At 48.0% G+C, this 18,258-nt stretch carries 21 protein-coding genes; 6 read left to right on the forward strand and 15 right to left on the reverse strand.

From position 1 onward, the window contains the following. Positions 1–495 (forward strand): IS3 family transposase (locus tag KNQ13_RS03815; RefSeq protein WP_214773189.1); only part of this gene is annotated, 495 nt, incomplete at its 5' end. Between the two features lie 448 nt (positions 496–943). Here KNQ13_RS03815 and glpX read toward each other — a convergent pair. The 5 genes from glpX to KNQ13_RS03840 all read right to left on the reverse strand — a co-directional run bounded on the left by glpX (position 944) and on the right by KNQ13_RS03840 (position 5,389). After that, entirely contained in the window at positions 944–1,909 is a 966-nt protein-coding gene (gene glpX / locus KNQ13_RS03820) for a class II fructose-bisphosphatase (RefSeq protein ID WP_014971446.1), read from the reverse strand. A gap of 31 nt (positions 1,910–1,940) precedes the next feature. Continuing rightward, on the reverse strand, positions 1,941–3,188 hold the full coding sequence (gene murA / locus KNQ13_RS03825) for a UDP-N-acetylglucosamine 1-carboxyvinyltransferase (RefSeq protein ID WP_014971447.1): 1,248 nt from the start codon (positions 3,186–3,188) through the stop codon (positions 1,941–1,943). Between the two features lie 27 nt (positions 3,189–3,215). Further along, on the reverse strand, positions 3,216–3,863 hold the full coding sequence (gene fsa / locus KNQ13_RS03830; RefSeq protein WP_012371594.1) for a fructose-6-phosphate aldolase: 648 nt from the start codon (positions 3,861–3,863) through the stop codon (positions 3,216–3,218). A gap of 164 nt (positions 3,864–4,027) precedes the next feature. Beyond that, entirely contained in the window at positions 4,028–4,882 is an 855-nt protein-coding gene (gene fba, locus KNQ13_RS03835; protein WP_014971448.1) for a class II fructose-1,6-bisphosphate aldolase, read from the reverse strand. A gap of 132 nt (positions 4,883–5,014) precedes the next feature. Further along, positions 5,015–5,389, reverse strand: coding sequence for a response regulator (locus tag KNQ13_RS03840; RefSeq protein WP_014971449.1), 375 nt, complete (start codon positions 5,387–5,389; stop codon positions 5,015–5,017). Between the two features lie 95 nt (positions 5,390–5,484). Between KNQ13_RS03840 and KNQ13_RS03845 the strand changes: the two genes are divergently transcribed. Then, complete coding sequence (locus tag KNQ13_RS03845) at positions 5,485–5,994, forward strand: DUF2529 family protein (RefSeq protein ID WP_014971450.1); 510 nt, start codon at positions 5,485–5,487, stop codon at positions 5,992–5,994. Between the two features lie 130 nt (positions 5,995–6,124). Here the strand turns inward: KNQ13_RS03845 and KNQ13_RS03850 are convergent, their stop codons facing one another. From KNQ13_RS03850 to rpoE, 7 genes are all read right to left on the reverse strand, one after another. Beyond that, entirely contained in the window at positions 6,125–7,447 is a 1,323-nt protein-coding gene (locus KNQ13_RS03850) for a PTS sugar transporter subunit IIC (protein ID WP_209548130.1), read from the reverse strand. 12 nt (positions 7,448–7,459) lie between these two features. Then, positions 7,460–8,866 (reverse strand): glycoside hydrolase family 1 protein, encoded by a 1,407-nt coding sequence (locus KNQ13_RS03855; protein ID WP_026830302.1) that lies wholly within the window; start codon positions 8,864–8,866, stop codon positions 7,460–7,462. A 15-nt stretch (positions 8,867–8,881) separates the two neighbouring features. Beyond that, positions 8,882–9,190 (reverse strand): PTS sugar transporter subunit IIB, encoded by a 309-nt coding sequence (locus tag KNQ13_RS03860; protein WP_026830303.1) that lies wholly within the window; start codon positions 9,188–9,190, stop codon positions 8,882–8,884. Beyond that, entirely contained in the window at positions 9,187–9,534 is a 348-nt protein-coding gene (locus KNQ13_RS03865; RefSeq protein ID WP_026830304.1) for a PTS lactose/cellobiose transporter subunit IIA, read from the reverse strand. Before KNQ13_RS03865 ends, KNQ13_RS03860 begins: the two co-directional genes overlap by 4 nt. Before the next feature lie 152 nt (positions 9,535–9,686). Then, positions 9,687–10,397: a GntR family transcriptional regulator gene (locus tag KNQ13_RS03870; protein WP_026830305.1), complete on the reverse strand. Its 711-nt coding sequence runs from the start codon at positions 10,395–10,397 to the stop codon at positions 9,687–9,689. Between the two features lie 210 nt (positions 10,398–10,607). After that, the gene (locus KNQ13_RS03875) at positions 10,608–12,203 is read right to left on the reverse strand and encodes a CTP synthase (protein WP_026830306.1); all 1,596 of its coding nucleotides are present in this window, start codon (positions 12,201–12,203) and stop codon (positions 10,608–10,610) included. Between the two features lie 253 nt (positions 12,204–12,456). Next, positions 12,457–12,981, reverse strand: a complete 525-nt coding sequence (gene rpoE, locus KNQ13_RS03880; protein WP_014971452.1) for a DNA-directed RNA polymerase subunit delta — start codon at positions 12,979–12,981, stop codon at positions 12,457–12,459. 169 nt (positions 12,982–13,150) lie between these two features. Here rpoE and KNQ13_RS03885 point away from each other — a divergent pair, with 169 nt between their 5' ends. The 3 genes from KNQ13_RS03885 (at position 13,151) to KNQ13_RS16295 (ending at position 14,834) form a co-directional block, all read left to right on the forward strand. Beyond that, complete coding sequence (locus KNQ13_RS03885; RefSeq protein WP_026830307.1) at positions 13,151–13,600, forward strand: GNAT family N-acetyltransferase; 450 nt, start codon at positions 13,151–13,153, stop codon at positions 13,598–13,600. Between the two features lie 36 nt (positions 13,601–13,636). Beyond that, positions 13,637–13,954: an ArsR/SmtB family transcription factor gene (locus KNQ13_RS03890; protein ID WP_026830308.1), complete on the forward strand. Its 318-nt coding sequence runs from the start codon at positions 13,637–13,639 to the stop codon at positions 13,952–13,954. A gap of 70 nt (positions 13,955–14,024) precedes the next feature. After that, entirely contained in the window at positions 14,025–14,834 is an 810-nt protein-coding gene (locus tag KNQ13_RS16295) for a DMT family transporter (RefSeq protein WP_371818610.1), read from the forward strand. A 174-nt stretch (positions 14,835–15,008) separates the two neighbouring features. On the opposite strand, the gene KNQ13_RS03900 is transcribed toward KNQ13_RS16295, so the two are convergent. Genes KNQ13_RS03900 through KNQ13_RS03910 form a run of 3 tightly spaced genes read right to left on the reverse strand, consistent with a single transcriptional unit; the run spans position 15,009 to position 17,265 of the window. After that, complete coding sequence (locus tag KNQ13_RS03900) at positions 15,009–15,470, reverse strand: heme-degrading domain-containing protein (protein WP_026830310.1); 462 nt, start codon at positions 15,468–15,470, stop codon at positions 15,009–15,011. Continuing rightward, entirely contained in the window at positions 15,461–16,507 is a 1,047-nt protein-coding gene (locus KNQ13_RS03905; protein ID WP_026830311.1) for a Gfo/Idh/MocA family oxidoreductase, read from the reverse strand. Before KNQ13_RS03905 ends, KNQ13_RS03900 begins: the two co-directional genes overlap by 10 nt. A 2-nt stretch (positions 16,508–16,509) precedes the next feature. Next, on the reverse strand, positions 16,510–17,265 hold the full coding sequence (locus KNQ13_RS03910) for a DeoR/GlpR family DNA-binding transcription regulator (protein WP_026830312.1): 756 nt from the start codon (positions 17,263–17,265) through the stop codon (positions 16,510–16,512). A gap of 133 nt (positions 17,266–17,398) precedes the next feature. Here KNQ13_RS03910 and KNQ13_RS03915 point away from each other — a divergent pair, with 133 nt between their 5' ends. Next, a complete protein-coding gene (locus tag KNQ13_RS03915; RefSeq protein WP_026830313.1) occupies positions 17,399–18,238 on the forward strand; it encodes an SDR family NAD(P)-dependent oxidoreductase in 840 nt (279 codons plus the stop codon). The last annotated feature ends 20 nt before the right edge of the window (positions 18,239–18,258 follow it).

Raw genomic sequence — 18,258 nt, forward strand, 5'->3', positions numbered from 1 at the left:
AGTGCTTCTAGGCGAGATGAAAAATGGTGTACGGATATCACCGAGTTCAAATATGGAGTTGGAAAAAAGGCCTATTTGAGTGCCATTATCGATTTGTATGACGGTTCCATTGTCTCCTATCGGATTGGAAAGTCCAACAACAGTATACTCGTCTTTCAGACGTTGATTCCAGCGATCACCCAACTCCCGCCAGGGGCAATTCCAATGATTCATAGCGATCGTGGCAATCAATATACATCACGAGGATTTAAGACAATGATTGAAGACGCAAATCTGACACATAGCATGTCCCGAGTGGGACGTTGTCTCGACAATGCCCCAATCGAGAGTTTTTGGGGTACGTTGAAGTCAGAGATGTATTATTTGCGTGATTTTCAAGCCTACGAAGAGCTGAAATCGTACATCGAAGCTTATATATATTTCTATAACAACGAGCGTTTCCAAAAACGATTAAACGGCTTGAGTCCTATTGAATTCAGGACAAAAGCCGCTTGAGTGAGTTTTAATTATTTACACTGTCTACTTGACGGGGAGCAGTTCAAAGCGAGTGATCCTTTTATAAACGTCATGAGGGTGGCAGATTATAATTCTGCCACCCTCATCTTTGTAGAGACTGACATTTGAGTCAACTCCATTTGTCTGTTCATGTTTCCCGTTCATGAAAGTTTAATGCGCAATCAATTCCCTTACTCTCTGTATGCAAAAAAGGGAGGCAGATTTTCGAATCACCAAAAATCTGCCTCCTTTGAGCAATGCATGATCGATTTAAAAGAATTACGTTTTTCACTCGACTCCTACGGGAAAAAGCGCGGTGTTCCGCGCTGTCAGAGACAAACAAGACCCGACTACTTGTCCAAGCGGACAAAGTAGGCACGGCTTGTGTCTCGTCCGAGGAAAGCGAGTGAAGAAAACGTAACTTCTTTCTGTAAGACTGTTATGCCAATTACTTAATAACGAGTTTTGGTTTTTTCTTGAACGAGTGAATTCCTTCTACAAAACGAACCGTTCCCGACTTCGCACGCATGACGACAGAATGTGTTTGACCGCCTTGGGCTGTAAACTGAACACCCTTCATCAACTCGCTGTCCGTAACGCCTGTTGCGGCAAAGATACAATCATCGCCCGTGACAAGATCATCCATCATCAGGATTTTCGACGGGTCTTCGATCCCCATCTTTTTGCATCGTGCGACTTCTGCTTCATCTGCCGGCAAGAGTCGTCCTTGGAGTTCTCCACCTAAACATTTCAACGCAACCGCTGCAAGTACACCTTCTGGTGCCCCACCTGAACCAAGCAAGATATCGATTCCCGTATGCGGAAAAGCCGTATTGATGGCTGCTGCGACGTCACCGTCACCAATCAGACGAATTCGTGCCCCTGTTGCACGGATTCGTTGAATCATTTCTTCATGACGTTCCCGGTCCAAAATCGAAACGACGACGTCTTCGATTTCTTTGTTTTTTGCTTTGGCGACAGCAGCGATGTTTTCTTCAATCGTCGCGTCCAAGCTGACGTGCCCTGCTGCTTCCGGTCCGACGGCAATTTTATCCATGTACATGTCCGGGGCATGTAACAAATCTCCGGCATCGGCTACGGCAAGAACCGCAAGTGCGCCCCATGTCCCTTTGGCGACGATGTTCGTCCCTTCGAGTGGATCGACGGCGACGTCAAGACGTGGTCCGTATCCATTTCCGAGTTTTTCCCCGATATAAAGCATCGGTGCCTCATCCATTTCCCCTTCGCCGATGACGACCGTCCCTTTCATCGGGATCGTATCAAACACATCACGCATGGCGCTTGTTGCTGCGTCATCCGCCTCGTTTTTCATGCCCTTCCCCATCCAGCGCGCAGAAGCAAGTGCTGCTGCTTCCGTCACCCGTACGAGTTCCATTGATAAACTTCTTTCCATGTGTATAATCCCCTCTCCCTAGCTGAAGATCTTAAACCGTTTCACGCCATACAAGAGCCCCTAGTTCTTTTAACTTCTCGACGAATCGTTCATAACTTTGATCGAGTATTTCCGCATGATGCAACAGGGTTTCGCCTGAAGCAAGCATTCCACTTAAAACGAGTGCTGCTCCACCACGCGGATCATGTGCTTCGATCTCGGTTCCGCGCAAGGCTTCACCACCACGAATGATGATGGACGCGTCTTCATGGGTGATGCGTGCGTTGAGTCGCCGCATTTCCTGAACATGCCGGAACCGTTGTGGATACAGTTTATCGACGACGACACTCGCTCCTTTCGGTTTGAGCAAGGCAGCCGAGATGATCGGTTGAAGATCACTCGGGAAACCACCGTAATGAAACACACGAATGTCGATCGGCTTCGCCATATCGACGGAAGCCGTGACTGAATCGTCAGCAATGTCGATTTTCGCACCAAACCGTTCCAGCTTTTGAATGATACTTTCAAGGTGTAACGGAATGACGTTGTCGACCGTCACTCGACCAAGGACAGCGCCCATCGCCAGGAACGTCCCGGCTTCCATCCGGTCCGGAATCAACGTATGCCGACATCCTTGAAGCGTCTTGATTCCTTTGATTCGAATCTCATCGGTCCCTGCACCTTTGACACTCGCACCCATGTTCGTCAACATCGTACTGACATCGACGACTTCTGGATCACATGCCGCGTTTTCGATGACGGTCGTCCCTTCCGCCATGACAGCGACAAGTAACGCACTGATGGTTGCACCGAAGGAAGGAAGATCCAAATAAACCCGGTTCCCCTTCAACTCTTCGACATGCATGTAGTAAACCCCTTGTTCGTTTCGCATCGAGACCCCTAACCGTTCCAGTGCCTTGATGTGTAAATCAATCGGTCGAGGACCGATGGCATAACCACCGGGCAGACCAACGACCCCCTGTTTGAACCGTGCCGCAAGAACGCTCATCAGGTAAATCGATCCACGTAATTTTCGTGTATCCGTCCCTGTAAGTGGCATCGGCTCGACATGACTCGGGTCAATCGTCACCATATCGCCTTGACGTGTCACGACAGCTCCAAGCATCTCAATGATCTGGATCATCGTCGCGACGTCGCCAATGTCCGGCACCCCCTCAAGAATAACCTGTTGGTCGGTCAGTAATGCTGCCGCGAGACACGGAATCGCACTCTGTTTCGATCCACTGATCATGACGGTCCCTTCAAGACGTTGTTGTCCTACGATATGCAAAATGTCCACATTCCATCAACCTTTCTGTACAATCTGTTATTGCTGCGCTTTTTCCCAGTCAGCAAGGAATCGCTCGATGCCTTGGGTCGTCAGCGGATGTTGCGTCAGTGATTCGATGACATTCAGCGGAATCGTCGCGATGTCAGCACCAGCGAGGGCTGCATTCGTGACGTGAACTGGATTACGGACAGACGCCGCAATGATTTGTGTCGGAATGTCATGGATGACGAAGATTTGGGCAATCGTCTCGACGAGTCCCATACCATCTTGACCGATATCATCCAAACGTCCGAGGAACGGTGATACGTATGTCGCCCCAGCACGTGCTGCGAGCAAGGCCTGGTTCGGATTGAAGATCAATGTGACGTTCGTCGTGATGTTTTCTTTTGAAAGTGCTGCGACAGCTTCTAGACCAGCTGGTGTCATCGGAACCTTTACAGTAATGTTCGGTGCAATCTGGGCGAGTTCCTTCCCTTCCCGAATCATTCCTTCTGCATCCAGTGCGATGACTTCAGCACTGACGGAAACATCTCCGACGATCTCACAAATCTCGCGTAGTCGGGTATGGAAATCGACGCCTTCTTTCGCGACGAGTGACGGATTCGTCGTGACCCCGTCTAAAATCCCCATTTTATGTGCTTTTTTAATGTCCTCTACGTTGGCTGTGTCGATAAAAAATCTCATTTTTCTCTTTCCCCTTTCATCCCTAAAGATATCCCTTGAAAACGCTTACTCTTCCATTATAAATTTTTTCAACGAGAAGTCCTAACGTTTTCCGAAACATTCTGGTGATTTGGATGAAAAAAAGCACGATAGACGAGTGTCTACCGTGCTTTGGACATACAAAATTAAGCTTTGTTGCTTGAACCAAACTCACGCATCTTACCGATGACTGTTTGTTTGATTGCTTCGCGACCTGGTGCGATGAATACACGTGGGTCATATGCTTCTGGTTTTTCAGCCAAGACTTCACGAACTACTTTCGCGAATGTGATTTGGTTCTCTGTGTTGACGTTGATTTTCGAAGTACCAAGCGAAATCGCTTTTTCGATATCATGTGTCGGGATTCCTGTTCCACCGTGAAGAACGAGTGGAAGGTCTGTTGCGTTACGGATTTCTTCCATTTCAGCGAAACCAAGGTTTGGTTCACCTTTGTATGGTCCGTGGACAGAACCGAGTGCAGGAGCAAGCGTGTCGATTCCAGTTTCTTTGACGATACGAACACATTCGTCAAGTTTCGCGTACATGACATCACCAACGACGTCATCTTCTTGTCCGCCAACTGTACCAACTTCTGCTTCAACTGAAACACCTTTAGAATGAGCATACTCAACAACAGCTTTTGTTGTTTCGATGTTCGTGTCGATCGGGCTATGTGAATCGTCGATCATTACAGATGTAAATCCAGCATCGATTGCTTCTTTACATTTTTCAATGCTAGAACCGTGGTCGAGGTGGATTGCAACAGGAACTGTTACTTTCATGTCATGAACGAGACCTTCTACCATTTTAACAACTGTGTAGAATCCGCCCATATGACGTGCTGCACCTTCAGATACTCCAAGAATGACTGGTGACTGCTCTTCTTGAGCCGCACCGAGTACTGCTTGAGTCCACTCGAGGTTGTTGATGTTGAATTGACCTACTGCGTACTTACCTTCGAGAGCTTTGTTTAACATGTCTGTCATAGATACTAATGGCATAATGACATCCTCCTCTGTTTTGATCGCTGCTTACACGTAGACGTGCATTTTCAGACTGATTATAACACACTGATTCGCTTGAACGTACAGCATTTCACTCCGAATTTAGGATTGTGACGACGACGTGAAGGATTAACCGCTTACATCGCTCGAAATTTGCACAGTCACTTCTTTTTTTAATTCAAAGATGTCAAACGGCTTTCCGAAGAAGGCGACGACACCCAGTCGTTTCGCTTCTTCCATCGCCTCTTTTTCCCCGAGGGCTGTCATCAAAATCGTCCGAACCCGTCGTCCGACCTCATCTTGATGACGCAAGACTTCCAGACCGGTCCGTCCCGGCATATTGACATCCATCAATAATAAATCGTAATCTGCCTTTTTCAGTCGTTCAATCGTTTCCAAGCCATCAACGGCAACGTCAGTCGTATAGCCTTGCGCGCGAAACAATTGCGCCAATAAATTGCGAATCCCCGGTTCATCTTCCGCGATCAGTAATCTCCCTTTCATCTCCCACACTCCTCCTCTAGTTATTTCCATTCTACATGAAAGCAAAACTTGCTTTATACTATCCTTGAGAGAAATTTAGAAAGGATGTTCTTTTTATGATGAAAATATTAGCGACGCAATTCAACGGAAAATTACAAACGCTTACAAAACAGGAAGACGAATTATTTGACGTCGTCCGTCTGCTCGCCCAAGCACTTGTCGGGCAAGGGAAAGTCTATCTTGATGCCTACGGTGAATTCGAAGGGCTCTATCCGATGCTGTCCGATGGTCCGGATCAAATGAAACGGGTCACGAAGATCAAGGATCATAAAACGTTACATGCCGTCGACCGTGTCTTGATCTTCACACCGGACACAGAACGCTCCGACCTGCTTGCGTCTCTCGCCCGTTATGATGCGTGGCATACCCCCTACTCCATCATTACGCTTGGTGACGTGACGGAGACACTCGAACGTTCCATCGCGCCGCTTGCCCTTAAATTCAACAAAGGACTGCTTCCGGCTGAAGACGGCTCCCGTCACGGTTTACCGAGTCTCGCCTTAGGTGCGTTCCTGTTGACGCACATCTTGACGCAGTTACAGGAGATGACGGAAGAGTGGGAATGACTCTTTTCTTCTATAATAATTAGTAATACAACAACCTCGACTCCACCGCCTTCAACCAAAAACCGAGTGACTTCCCTCCACATGAGAGAAATCACTCGGTTTTGTTTTGAATCGATAGCTCTTTTGACGATTAAGCTGACGCTTGATCTTCTTGTGCTTTTACTTCTTCCCCATACGAAAGCTGATCTTGCATCCGGACGAACGGCAGGTAAATCGCAACCGACATGGCAATCGTCGCAATCTGTAAGAGTGCCGCGCGCCATCCGCCGATCAAGAAACCGGAGATGATCGGTGGTGTCGTCCACGGGACCTGCAAGGCATTAAACGGTTCGACCCAGCCCCACAGAATCGTGAAGTAGACCATGAACGAAGCAATTGCAGGAACGATGACGAACGGGATGAACATGATCGGATTGAAGACGATCGGCATTCCGAAGATGACCGGTTCGTTGATGTTAAACAGACTAGGTGCAAGCGACAGTTTACCCAGCTGCTTCAAGTGCGCCGACCGGGCAACCATCAACGTTGCGATGATGAAACCGATCGTGATTCCGGTTCCGCCGAGTTTTGTAAAGACATCAAGGAATTGAATCGTGACGATGTTCGCATTCCCACCGACGACAAGTTCCTTCCCTGAGTCGATGATTGCTTGGTTTTGCAGTGCGTTGGCTGTCAACAGTGGTCCCATGATGCCCATGATGATCGCAGCACCATGAATCCCGCACCACCACATGACGGACATGAGGACCATGATGAGGACAGTGCCAGCCAGCGTATCGGTCAAGTTTTGAATCGGCGCTTGGAGAACGTCATAGATGACTTCCGTGAATGTCCGGTCCGCAAAGGCTTGGAACACGGCGAACGTCACGACAGACAGCGTGATGACGGCTAATCCCGGTACGAGTGCCGAAAATGAGTTCGCAACACCTGGTGGAACACCAGCCGGCATCTTGATGCTGATACCGCGTTTGATGAACTGCGAATAGATGAAGCCGACGACTAAGCCGACGACGATCGACGCCATGACCCCTTGTCCACCCGTCCAGACTTTCGGGATGACGCCTTTGACGACCTCTCCGGATTCCGATAGGACGGAAGCTTGTGTAATGATCAAAAACGAGATGATCCCAAGGATGCCAGCCGGTACCCCTTCGATTTTTTCATTTTTGACGTAGGAATAGGCAATGCCGAAGACCCCAATCAAGGCGAGAATATCAAACGTCGCTCCGACGACTTGCGTCAGTGGTAACGTCCAGTCGGCTCCAAAGAGACCTGACATGAACTTCTCCCACCCTGGAATCGGTAAGGCTAAGATCAGTAGAAATAACGAACCGATGATCGTCATCGGCATCGTCAAGATGAATCCATCTTTAATGGCGAGAACAGGCTTGGCATTCGCAAAACGGGCAAATGCCGGTGTAACTTTTTCGAATACGGTTTCTAGGCGACTCATTCGGAAACCTCCTTACAGGTCTTCAGCGCGCGTGGCGATGATCTCTTGATACCAATAGAACGACTGTTTCTTTTTACGGGCAAGACCGTTCGCATGGTCGACATAGATGAAACCGTACTGTTTTTTGTAACCATTGAGCCAGCTGAGGAGATCGATGACGGACCACGCATAATAACCGGAGACGTTGATGCCTTCCTGGACCGCATGTTTAACGGCACGTAGGTGGCTTTCAATGTACTCGATTCGTGGTGTATCCTGGATTTCTTCGCCGACGATCGGATCGACATCACCAAGACCGTTTTCTGTAATGTAGATTTTGACATCACCATAACGGGCTTTGAGCATCCGCATGCCTTCGAGGAACGCATCCGGTGCAATCTCCCAGCCCCACTTCGTATAGACTTTATCGTCCATCAAGACCGTCTTGTAGACACCATCAAACGATGGATTCCCCGGACGTCCCGTCGAATTCTCACGACCACCCGCCATGACGAGTGCTGTATCGTTTTTCATGACACGTTGGGGACAATAGTAATTGAGACCAATGAAGTCGTTCATCGGAGCCGTTCGTTTGAGCAAATCAAGTTCGTCTTCCGTCCAGTCCGGCAGGAGACCTTGTCGTTCGAGCTGCGTAACGACATATTCCGGATACGTCCCTTTTAAGATCGGGTCATAAAACCAGTGTGTCGCAAATTCGTTCGCATGCATCTCGGCAAATTTGTTGTCCGCCTCATCATCGATGCTGAATGCCGGGTTAAAGACGTGTGTGATGCCGATTTCACCTTCATACTTCGCTTTTTTGAACAGTTCAACCGAACGGGCATGGGCGACGAACACGTTGTGGGTCGTCTGGAAGTAGGCTTTTGCATCCCCTTCGATTCCTGGTGGATGAGCACCTGACAAGTAGCCGAGCGAACAGAAGATGACGGTCTCATTAAACGTGATCCAGTTGCGGACCCGGTCGCCAAACGCTTCGAAACACGTTTCTGCAAAACGGACGAAGGCGTCGACTGTCGCCTGACTTCGCCAGCCTCCTTGTTCTTCGAGTACTTGTGGAAGATCCCAGTGGTAGAGTGTGACGAACGGAATGATGTTGTGTTTTAAACACTCGTCGATGACGTTGTTGTAAAATTCAAGACCTTTCTGATTCACTTCACCTGTCCCGTTCGGAAAGATACGTGGCCATGAGATGGAGAAGCGATATGATTCAAGCCCCATCTCCGCCATCAGCCCGATATCTTCTTTATACCGGTGATAATGGTCGATCGCGACATCACCGTTTGTATCTTCAAACGTTTTTCCCGGAATTTTCGAGAAGACGTCCCAGTTCGAGACGCCCTTCCCGTCCTCATTCCATGCACCCTCGACTTGATAAGAAGCGGAAGCCGCACCGAACAAGAAATTTTTAGGCATTTTCAAAGTCGTCACCCCGTTTTATTTATTTGCGAGCTTCAGTGCGTGGTCGAGTACTTTCGTTCCGTTCATCATGCCGTAATCCATCGTGTTGATGACATCGATCGGAACACCCTTTGGTTCACAGATCTGTTTGCCTTTTGCAAGTAAGTATTTGACTTGTGGTCCGAGCAGCGCGACATCCAAGTTGTCGACGTACGTTTCCATTTCCGATTCCGGGTAGGCTGCAATTTCCGTTTCAAGACCGCGTTCAGCGGCAACCGCTTTCATTTTTTCCACTAACATACTCGTTGACATACCTGCCGCACAGAAAAGTCCGATTTTCATCATTTTTGATCCATTCCCTTCAATTGGTTGATTTCGTTTTGCATGTTCATCATGTATCCAAGCAATTCCTTAACAAGAATCGTATTCATCAAATGGTCTTGCGCATGTACCATCAGGACACCGACTGTCGCCGTTTTCCCCTGTGCTTCGAGTGTGACGAATTTGGTTTGGATGCTGTGCGCTTCTTTTAACGTCGCATCGCCTGCCTTGACGGCCGCATCCGCTTCCTCGACCTTACCTTCTTGCATTAACAGGATGGCCTGGTGATAACTTGCTTTGGCGTCACCCGAGAGGGCAATCAAACCAAAGATATCTTCTGGTGTAATTTCAATCGTTTCAGAAACCATAATCTCTCTCCTTTTTTGTATGGATAACTAAAATTCATAGGTACAAATTCCATGAGTTGATAATAGCATGCACGAAAACGGATGTAAACCCTTTCTTCTTAACGAAAATGTGAACAAAAAAAACGCAGGTGAGAGAATCCTCCCGCCTGCGTTCAAGATTTAATATTCGAGACTTTCAACATCTTGACGTGCCGGAAATGATGGGTCGCCCGCGAGACGTCAAAGATTTGACCGTTCGTCAGATAAACCGTATTATCGACGAGCAACGCCGGATCGTTTTCTTTTAACTCGAGTAAAACCGCATCTTCCGCATTCAAAAAGTCCGCATAGATGACACGATCGGCAAAGCCGATCGCAAGCTTCTGGTCATTACGTAAATAGTTGTAAATTGACTTTTGAATGATGTTCTCATCCAGATAGACGACAAGATTTTTACGGAAGTACGAATCCTCGACCGAAAACGGATGATCGTCGACCAACCGTAGACGCTTGACGTAATAGACAGGCGTTCCGACCGGACACTTCATGCGTTCCGCCACTTCTTCATTTGCCGTCGTCTGCTCAAATGCAAGCGCACGGGTCTCGACCTTACGACCACTGAAGTCACTCGTCAATCCTTGTAGCTTCTCCAGATTGACGTAATCACTGTTATAGTGGTCACGGACAAAGACACCACTGCCCTGCACTTGATACACATACCCTTTGTTGACAAGAATTTCGATTGCCTTTCGTACGGTGTTCCGACTGATCTCATATTTCGTTGCGTACTCATCTTCTGTTAGCAACTTGTTTGTATGTTGATAGACGTGATTTATGATATCCGCCTCGATTTGTTCTGCCACTTGTTTATACTTAGGAGCCATCAAGATCTACACCTTCCACGAAAAATTTGTAGGAATGAATTCGCTATCATTATAGCAGATAAGTTTTTAAAACGTCTTTGAATTCTACAATCCTTGAAGAGACAGCATTTTGTACCTGCTTTATTCTGCATTCGTCACTTCTATCAATCAAACAGACAAAAAAACCCATCTCCACACGGGAGACGGGTTTTCGATTCCAATCACTGACGTTTACTCGCCAAGTGATGCTTGGATGAAGTCATGGAACAAGGCTTGCGGACGTTCCGGACGTGAAATCAATTCCGGGTGGAACTGACACGCGACGAACCATTTATGTTCTGGAATCTCGATGATCTCAACGAGACGGCCGTCCGGGCTCGTACCGGAGAAAATCATCCCGTTCGCTTCAAACTGTTCACGGAACTCATTGCCGAACTCATAACGGTGACGGTGACGTTCATACACGAGTTCACTTGAGTACGCCGCACGCGCTTTTGAACCTTCTTCGAGCTTACATGGGTAAAGTCCAAGACGAAGTGTTCCGCCGAGATCTTCGATGTCTTTTTGTTCCGGCAGTAAATCGATGATCGGGTACGGTGTCGCCGGATCAATTTCTGCTGAGTGTGCCCCTTCTAAGTTCAAGACGTTACGCGCGAATTCAACCGTCGCCAGTTGCATACCAAGACAGATTCCGAAGAACGGTACATTGTTTTCACGGGCGAAACGTGTTGCTTCGATTTTCCCTTCGATGCCACGTTCTCCGAATCCGCCTGGAACGAGAATTCCGTTTGCTGAACCAAGTAATTCCTGAACGTTGTCACGTGTGACATCTTCTGCATTGATCCAGTCGATTTCGATGTCGCTGTTGAAGGCGAATCCGGCATGTTTCAAAGCTTCTGCAACCGAGATGTACGCATCACGGAGTTCGACGTACTTCCCGACGAGTGCGATTTTCGTTTTCTTCTCGAGGTGTGTCACGGTATGGACCAGTTGTTTCCACGCCGTCATATCGGCTGCCGGCGTATCGAACTTGAAGTAATCACAAACAAGTTGATCCATGCCTTGACGTTGCAAGTTGAGCGGCACCTCATACAGTGTCGACGCATCCTTCGCTTCGATGACCGCTTCCGGACGTGTGTCACAGAAGAGGGCAATTTTATCTTTCATCTCTTGCGGTACATCATGCTCGGCACGCAAAACGATGATATCCGGCTGAATCCCGTAGCTGCGGAGTTCTTTGACACTGTGTTGCGTCGGTTTCGTCTTCAGCTCGCCTGCAGCTGCCAGATACGGAACGAGCGTACAGTGAACGTACATGACGTTCTCTTTCCCGATATCGTTCTTCACCTGACGAATGGCTTCGATGAACGGAAGCGATTCGATATCCCCTACTGTTCCACCAATCTCTGTGATGACGACGTCAGCGCCTGTCTCTTTCCCGGCACGGAAAACACGATCCTTGATCTCATTCGTGATGTGCGGAATGACTTGAACCGTTCCCCCGTTGTAATCGCCACGACGCTCTTTTTTGAGGACTGTCGAGTAAATCCGTCCAGACGTGACGTTTGCATTCTGACTGAGGTTGATATCGATGAACCGTTCGTAGTGACCAAGGTCAAGGTCGGTTTCAGCACCATCATCCGTCACGAATACTTCACCGTGTTGATACGGGCTCATCGTCCCCGGATCGATGTTGATGTACGGGTCGAATTTTTGGATTGTGACGTTGAGGCCACGATTTTTTAGAAGACGGGCAAGTGATGCGGCCGTGATCCCTTTACCAAGTGAAGATACTACCCCACCGGTTACGAAAATATACTTTGTCATGATTAATTGCTCCCTTCTCGAGTCCAAAATTCTGTCAGAGGTCGGTTAAAAATAAAAAAGCAAAAGTGCCCCCATTCACAGGAGACACTTTTGCTGAAATTAAGCACGTTGCTTAAAGAAGCCCATGACTAACTTACGTCATTCCGAAAACTTCGTCAAGCAGATTTTTTAGAGACAAAAATCAAGTGTGCTATCGTCAGCCGTCAACGAAAAAACTACCATTTTCATGTTCAAAAATGGCAGGTTGCGGTTGTTAAACTTCTTCTTCATCTTCCTCGAAATCTTCGAGGTCTTCTTCATCCAAATCGTCTTCGAGGTCATCAATGACCGCCACTTTTTTGAATGTATCATCTTCGGTATCATCAGCTGCATCGTAATCGGCTGTTTTCGCGAATGTATCAAGATCATCTTCGATCGTCTCGAATTCATCTTCTTCCGCATCGTAGTTGAACTCTTCTTCGAATTCGTCGAGTTCTCCGCGCTGACGTGCTTCGATGACCAAATCTTCATCTGATTTGTCAAACGGATACCATGCACGAAGGGACCAACGGTTAGCTCCGACGTTAACGAAGTTGCCATCGATGTTCATGTCTGTATAAAGTTGGGCAAGTTTCTCGAACTTGTCCTCTTCATTTGTAAACGTATGAAATTTTTCGATTTCTTTTATGATGTCATCGAAAGTGATAGGCTGTTCGCCCGCTTCTTGTAACATTTCATTGACGAAGTTAATCAGTGAAAGATCAGTAATTTCTTCTTTACTTAAACGGCTGAGGCTCATTGTGACGGCCACTTCCTTTCATTTGCGTTCAATCCATTACTTCTCATTATACGCAAAATGGCTTTTAAAAATCCAGTCCCTTGCTAAAAAAAATTATTTACAAAGGAAATCGGGTTTTTCGTGACGCTGAAAAAGGAATACTGCAAAAGAGAAGAAGGAGGAATCACGGATGGAAATGACAATCGAACGGGTGAACGATTTTGACGGCTACAACTGGCTTCCTCTACTCGCCAAAAGTTCGCAGGAAGGGTTTATGTTCGTTGAACACATGTTACGAAATCGCCGGCAAGAAACATTTCAAGCAACCGGTGAAGCGATGTTCGTCGTCTTGTCGACGACCAATCAAGTCCTCGCTTGCGGGGGATATATGAAACAAGTGGGGCAACCGGCAACCGGCCGGATTCGCCATGTCTATGTCTTACCGGAAGTCCGGTCGCAGGGCATCGGGACGGCCTTGCTCGAAAAAATCATCTCAGAAGCCTTCTTGTCGTATGAAAAGTTGGTGCTCTACAGCGAACAGGCGGATCCGTTTTATCAAGGTCTCGGTTTCGTGCCTGCTTCTGGTGAAAAAGTAACCCATATGCTGGACAAAACACCCTTTTCACATGCAACGCAATGAATTGACATATCGAGAATTATCGATTAGATTGATGGCATGACACATCAAGTTGATCTTTTTAAAGCTCTGTCGAACGAAGTACGGCTCGACATCTTACGTTGGCTCAAAGATCCGCAAACTCATTTCAACAAACCGGCTGCCCACTTGTCAACGAATTCTGCTGAAAAAGGAGGCGTCTGCGTCGGTGATATCCAAGAGAAGGCAAATTTGTCCCAATCTACGGTATCCCAGTATTTAGCGATGCTACAAAAAGTCGGATTACTTGAATCCGAACGTCATGGCAAATGGACGTATTACCGTCGAAATGAACAGAAGATCAAAGAGTTGACAGAATACCTACAAGGAGAACTCTAACGGGTTTTCCTTTGTTCATGTATCGACATTTCTCGATATATAGATTTATCAAAGAAAGAAGTGACGGATTTTGAAATTCATTTATTACCTGTTGGCTTTACTTGCCGGGATTTCCCTGAGTATCGAAGGTGCGATTTATGGGGAGCTTGGCAACAGTATCGGTAAACTCGAAAGTAGTTTTTATAACTTCTTTGCCGGAACGATCATCATCGGCATCATTACACTGTTTTTCGGAAAAGGTTCGCTTGGTTATACGTTCAAGGCACCGAAGTGGACGTTACTTGGTGGACTGCTTGGGAGTATCTACTTAACGATCCTGATCATCAGCATTCCGCTTGTTGGTGTCGGACTTGCCATGATCAGCGTCATCATCGGTCAGATGGTCGCCAGTATGATCATCGAACACAAAGGATGGCTCGGAATGACACTGCTTGGAGGCGTTCTCCTCAGTGCCCAGTCTTCGATCAACGGCGCTTTTGGTCAAAAAGCAGGCGCCCTCGAAAGTACATTTTTAACCTTTTTCACCGGCATGCTCTTACTCGCACTCGCCGTCCTCTTTTTCGGACAAGGCGATGTGCTGTTGATTCTCGACGCACCACGTTGGCAGCTCAGTGCCGTCTGGTTCGGTGTCAGCTATCTGTTTCTGACCATTCTTGCCGTTCCAAAAATTGGCGTCACTGCTGCCAGTATCGCAACCGTCATCGGACAGTTGTCAGCCGGAATGGTACTTGATCACTTCGGGACATTTGGTGGCGTCGAAGTGGCTTTTGATGTCAAACGATTTGCCGGTCTCTTGTTTATGCTTGCTGCCTTGTTCTTTATTTACCGGGGCAACAAACGACGTGTCGAGACACCTGCCTCCGACTCGATCGCTTCCTGATTATGAAAATGGTTGGTTAACCAAGTCGATAAGGAAGCACGCTTTCTTTCACGCACTTTCCTCAGGCGAGCGTCGCGTGAAGCGAGTGCTTCCTTTAAATGAGACAAACAAGGGAGGCAGAATATAATCTGCCTCCCTTGTTTGTATAGAAATCGATTTTTGAGCCTATCCTGTTTACTTGTATTGCACGTTCAAATACGTCAAGGCATCAACCGCCAGCTGATGATCCGCTTCCTGCGACAAGCCGGATATGGTGATGGTTCCCACCACTCCGACTCCTGTGACGCGGATTGGGAATGAACCACCGGCATCGGCATAGTCGGTCGGATCGACAGCATACATCGTGTGGTACGACCGGTTTTTACCTTCGTTGTACAGCCGCATATAAAGTGAGCTGTGGCCATGCCGGAGGACGACGTTCGATTTTCGTCGGATCCATTCTTCCTGATCCGGTGCCGTCCCGTCCAGTGCCGCATAAAACAGCCGTTGTCCGTTCCGTTTCAGTTCGACGGCGACGCTGAGTTGCTCTTGCATAGCCCGATTAATGACATATTGTCCGGCTTGCAGTGCTTCCTGATTCGTAAAACTTTTTAACGTCAACGTCTGCTCTTGTGCCAACAATTCCGTCAGTTCCATCCATCCCACTCCTTGCGCATGACTTTCCGCCCCGTCTCACTACTGAGACGGACCGCGTTGAGCACCTGCATCGTTCTCAATGCGTCCGTCAAATCAACCGGTAACGCTCCCGTCACTAACCCTGCTGCCAGTGCCTCATAAAAACCGAGATAGCTCCCTGGAAGTGTCGCCAACCGTTCAGCCGGATGATCGGCAATTTGCAGATATCCATAATCAGCGGTTTCCTCTTGACCGATCGATGCATCGACGGGATGCCCGGAGGCCAGGCGCGCTTCCTGCGGATCCATCCCGTATTTGATATAACTTCCGCGTGTAGCATGCAACTCAAATCGCGGGGATAATCCTTGAATGAAGGAATTGGACCGTAAGATGACCCGGCGCTTGCCGTAACATAACGTGACGTGGAATCCGTCATCCGTCTCCGCTCCGTCACGCTGGAACAAGACATCTCCAACGACGGCATCCGGTTCACCGAATAGAGCAAGCGCCTGGTCAATCAAATGCGAGCCGAGATCAAATAAAATGCCCGAGCCCGGTCCTTTCTGTTCACGCCACCGGTTTCGAACGACCGGTCGATACCGGTCAAACCGTGATTCGAGCAATTGCCAATCCCCAATCTCGTTCATCTCAATCAGCTGTTCGATCGTCAGGAAATCGCCATCAAAACGGCGGTTTTGATAAACTGCGACTTGAACACCATGCCGGTCTGCAAGACGAATCAGTTCTTCTGCTTCGTCAATCGTCACGACAGCCGGCTTCTCAAGTAATACATGTTTTTTTGCTTCGATGGCTAGTTTCGCCATCTCGAAATGTAAGGCCGTCGGTGTCGTGATGATGACGAGTTCCGTCTGTTCGTCTTGTAATGCCTCTTCGAGTGTCCCGATCACCTTTGCTTCCGGAAAAACGGTCGCGACTTTATCCTGTTGGCTCGACACGACTTGACGGACCGTAAATTGTGGTAAGGCTTGTAAAAGGGGCGCATGAAACGTCACTGCTGAAAATCCGAATCCGACAAGCATCGTTTGAATCGTTGTCATTGTTATTCCTCCTCTGCTGTTTCAAGCAGGACGTCTGCTTGAGTCAACCAATCGTGCCACGTGCCATCGGGTGTTTGATCTGTGATTAAGACGTCGATTTGATCGAGATCACAGACTTTGTGCAGAAAACGTTTTTCGAACTTCGTATGATCCGCAAGGACAATGATTTCCGCGCTACTGCGGATCATCGCTTTTTTGACGATGGCTTCCTCGAGATTTTCTGCAAAGACCCCTTGCTCGGTCAGTCCGCACGCACCAAGAAACACACGGTCGACTTGATAATTCAGGATATCGTCCGCCGTCTTAATCCCGACTAAACTCCGGGCATGACGATCGAGCTTCCCGCCGGTCACATATAGTTCGATCTCCGGTCGTGCTTCCAACTGCTCTACGACCGCAAGTGAGTTCGTAATGACTTGAACCGGTTGAACCGGTAAATGGACGGTCATCCGTGCAACCGTCGTCGCAGCATCCAAAATGATTTTTTGATGTGGAGTGATATAGGTGATCGCACGTTGTGCAATCCGATCTTTTTCCGGCTGCTCCGTCCGCCGGTCATACTGGACGGTCGTGTTCGTACCGACACGGATCAATCCGTTTTTGACACGGATGATTTTCCCTTCCTGCTCCAATTGAATCAAATCACGCCGGGCCGTATCCCTCGAAATCCGGTACTCTTCCATCAACTGATCAAGTGAAATTTCGGGCGTCGTCTTGATCCACTCCCGCATCTGTTGCAATCGTTCGTGTTGTGCCATGTCGGATTCCCCCTTGTCTCTCCCTTCCACTTTAAGTTTTTTAATTAATATATGCAATTTTAATGCAAAATAACTTTAGGAGATTCGGGTAAAGAATGAGAAAGACCCGACTTTCATTAAGGAGGAATCTATCATGCGGACGATTTTCATTACTGGTGCTTCATCCGGAATTGGTCTTGCGACGGCGACTCGTTTTGCCGATGAAGGATGGACCGTTTATGCCGGGATTCGACAAGTGACACCTGAACTCGAGCAGCATACTTTACCTCATTTACATTTTCTTGAAGTTGATGTGACGGACCTGACGAGTCTGAAGCAAGCCGTCTCTGTGATTGAACAGGAAGCCGGACACTTAAACGCTTTATTTTGTAATGCCGGTCAAGGTCTGTTGCGGGCGCTTGGACAAGCGACAAGTTATGAGATCAAGCAACTGTTTGACACCAATGTCTTTGGTGTCATGCGAACGATTGAATGTTGTTTACCGCTTCTAAAAGCCGCTCCGCAGGGGAGTCATCTGCTCGCAACATCAAGTATCAGCGGACTGGTCGGTCAGCCGATGAACGAAATTTATTGTGCCAGTAAATTCGCACTCGAAGGACTGTTCGAGAGTCTCGCGACCTATTACAAACCGTTTTTCTCGATTGATGTCACACTGATTGAACCGGCTGCCGTCGAAACGAATTTTACGGCAAACGTCCTTGATCGCCTGGAACAGACAGGCGGATTACACGACGATGACTTCAAACCAATCGTCGAACGGTATTTGAAGACGTACCGGATCCGTCATAAAAACCGGCAAGCCGCCAGTGAGATTGCCGAACTGATTTTTGACTTGGTCCAGTCTGATGAGAAACCGTTACGCGTCCGGACGGCTCCGGAAGACGAGGCGTTTGTCGCCCATAAAACAGCGAACGATCCATCCGGTCTCGTCGGGACACTCAAAACCCGGCAACTGACATTAAATTTAGATTGACTCCCCTCTTGTTCAAAATA

This window comes from Exiguobacterium sp. s128, assembly GCF_018618815.1.
Lineage (GTDB): Bacteria > Bacillota > Bacilli > Exiguobacteriales > Exiguobacteriaceae > Exiguobacterium_A > Exiguobacterium_A antarcticum.

Coding starts and splice junctions, on each gene's coding strand:
- glpX (WP_014971446.1), bottom strand. CDS start 1,909: ATGGAAAGAAGTTTATCAATGGAACTCGTACGGGTGACGGAAGCAGCA.
- fsa (WP_012371594.1), bottom strand. CDS start 3,863: ATGAGATTTTTTATCGACACAGCCAACGTAGAGGACATTAAAAAAGCA.
- fba (WP_014971448.1), bottom strand. CDS start 4,882: ATGCCATTAGTATCTATGACAGACATGTTAAACAAAGCTCTCGAAGGT.
- KNQ13_RS03840 (WP_014971449.1), bottom strand. CDS start 5,389: ATGAAAGGGAGATTACTGATCGCGGAAGATGAACCGGGGATTCGCAAT.
- KNQ13_RS03845 (WP_014971450.1), top strand. CDS start 5,485: ATGATGAAAATATTAGCGACGCAATTCAACGGAAAATTACAAACGCTT.
- KNQ13_RS03850 (WP_209548130.1), bottom strand. CDS start 7,447: ATGAGTCGCCTAGAAACCGTATTCGAAAAAGTTACACCGGCATTTGCC.
- KNQ13_RS03860 (WP_026830303.1), bottom strand. CDS start 9,190: ATGATGAAAATCGGACTTTTCTGTGCGGCAGGTATGTCAACGAGTATG.
- KNQ13_RS03865 (WP_026830304.1), bottom strand. CDS start 9,534: ATGGTTTCTGAAACGATTGAAATTACACCAGAAGATATCTTTGGTTTG.
- KNQ13_RS03870 (WP_026830305.1), bottom strand. CDS start 10,397: ATGGCTCCTAAGTATAAACAAGTGGCAGAACAAATCGAGGCGGATATC.
- KNQ13_RS03875 (WP_026830306.1), bottom strand. CDS start 12,203: ATGACAAAGTATATTTTCGTAACCGGTGGGGTAGTATCTTCACTTGGT.
- rpoE (WP_014971452.1), bottom strand. CDS start 12,981: ATGAGCCTCAGCCGTTTAAGTAAAGAAGAAATTACTGATCTTTCACTG.
- KNQ13_RS03885 (WP_026830307.1), top strand. CDS start 13,151: ATGGAAATGACAATCGAACGGGTGAACGATTTTGACGGCTACAACTGG.
- KNQ13_RS03890 (WP_026830308.1), top strand. CDS start 13,637: ATGACACATCAAGTTGATCTTTTTAAAGCTCTGTCGAACGAAGTACGG.
- KNQ13_RS03900 (WP_026830310.1), bottom strand. CDS start 15,470: ATGGAACTGACGGAATTGTTGGCACAAGAGCAGACGTTGACGTTAAAA.
- KNQ13_RS03905 (WP_026830311.1), bottom strand. CDS start 16,507: ATGACAACGATTCAAACGATGCTTGTCGGATTCGGATTTTCAGCAGTG.
- KNQ13_RS03910 (WP_026830312.1), bottom strand. CDS start 17,265: ATGGCACAACACGAACGATTGCAACAGATGCGGGAGTGGATCAAGACG.
- KNQ13_RS03915 (WP_026830313.1), top strand. CDS start 17,399: ATGCGGACGATTTTCATTACTGGTGCTTCATCCGGAATTGGTCTTGCG.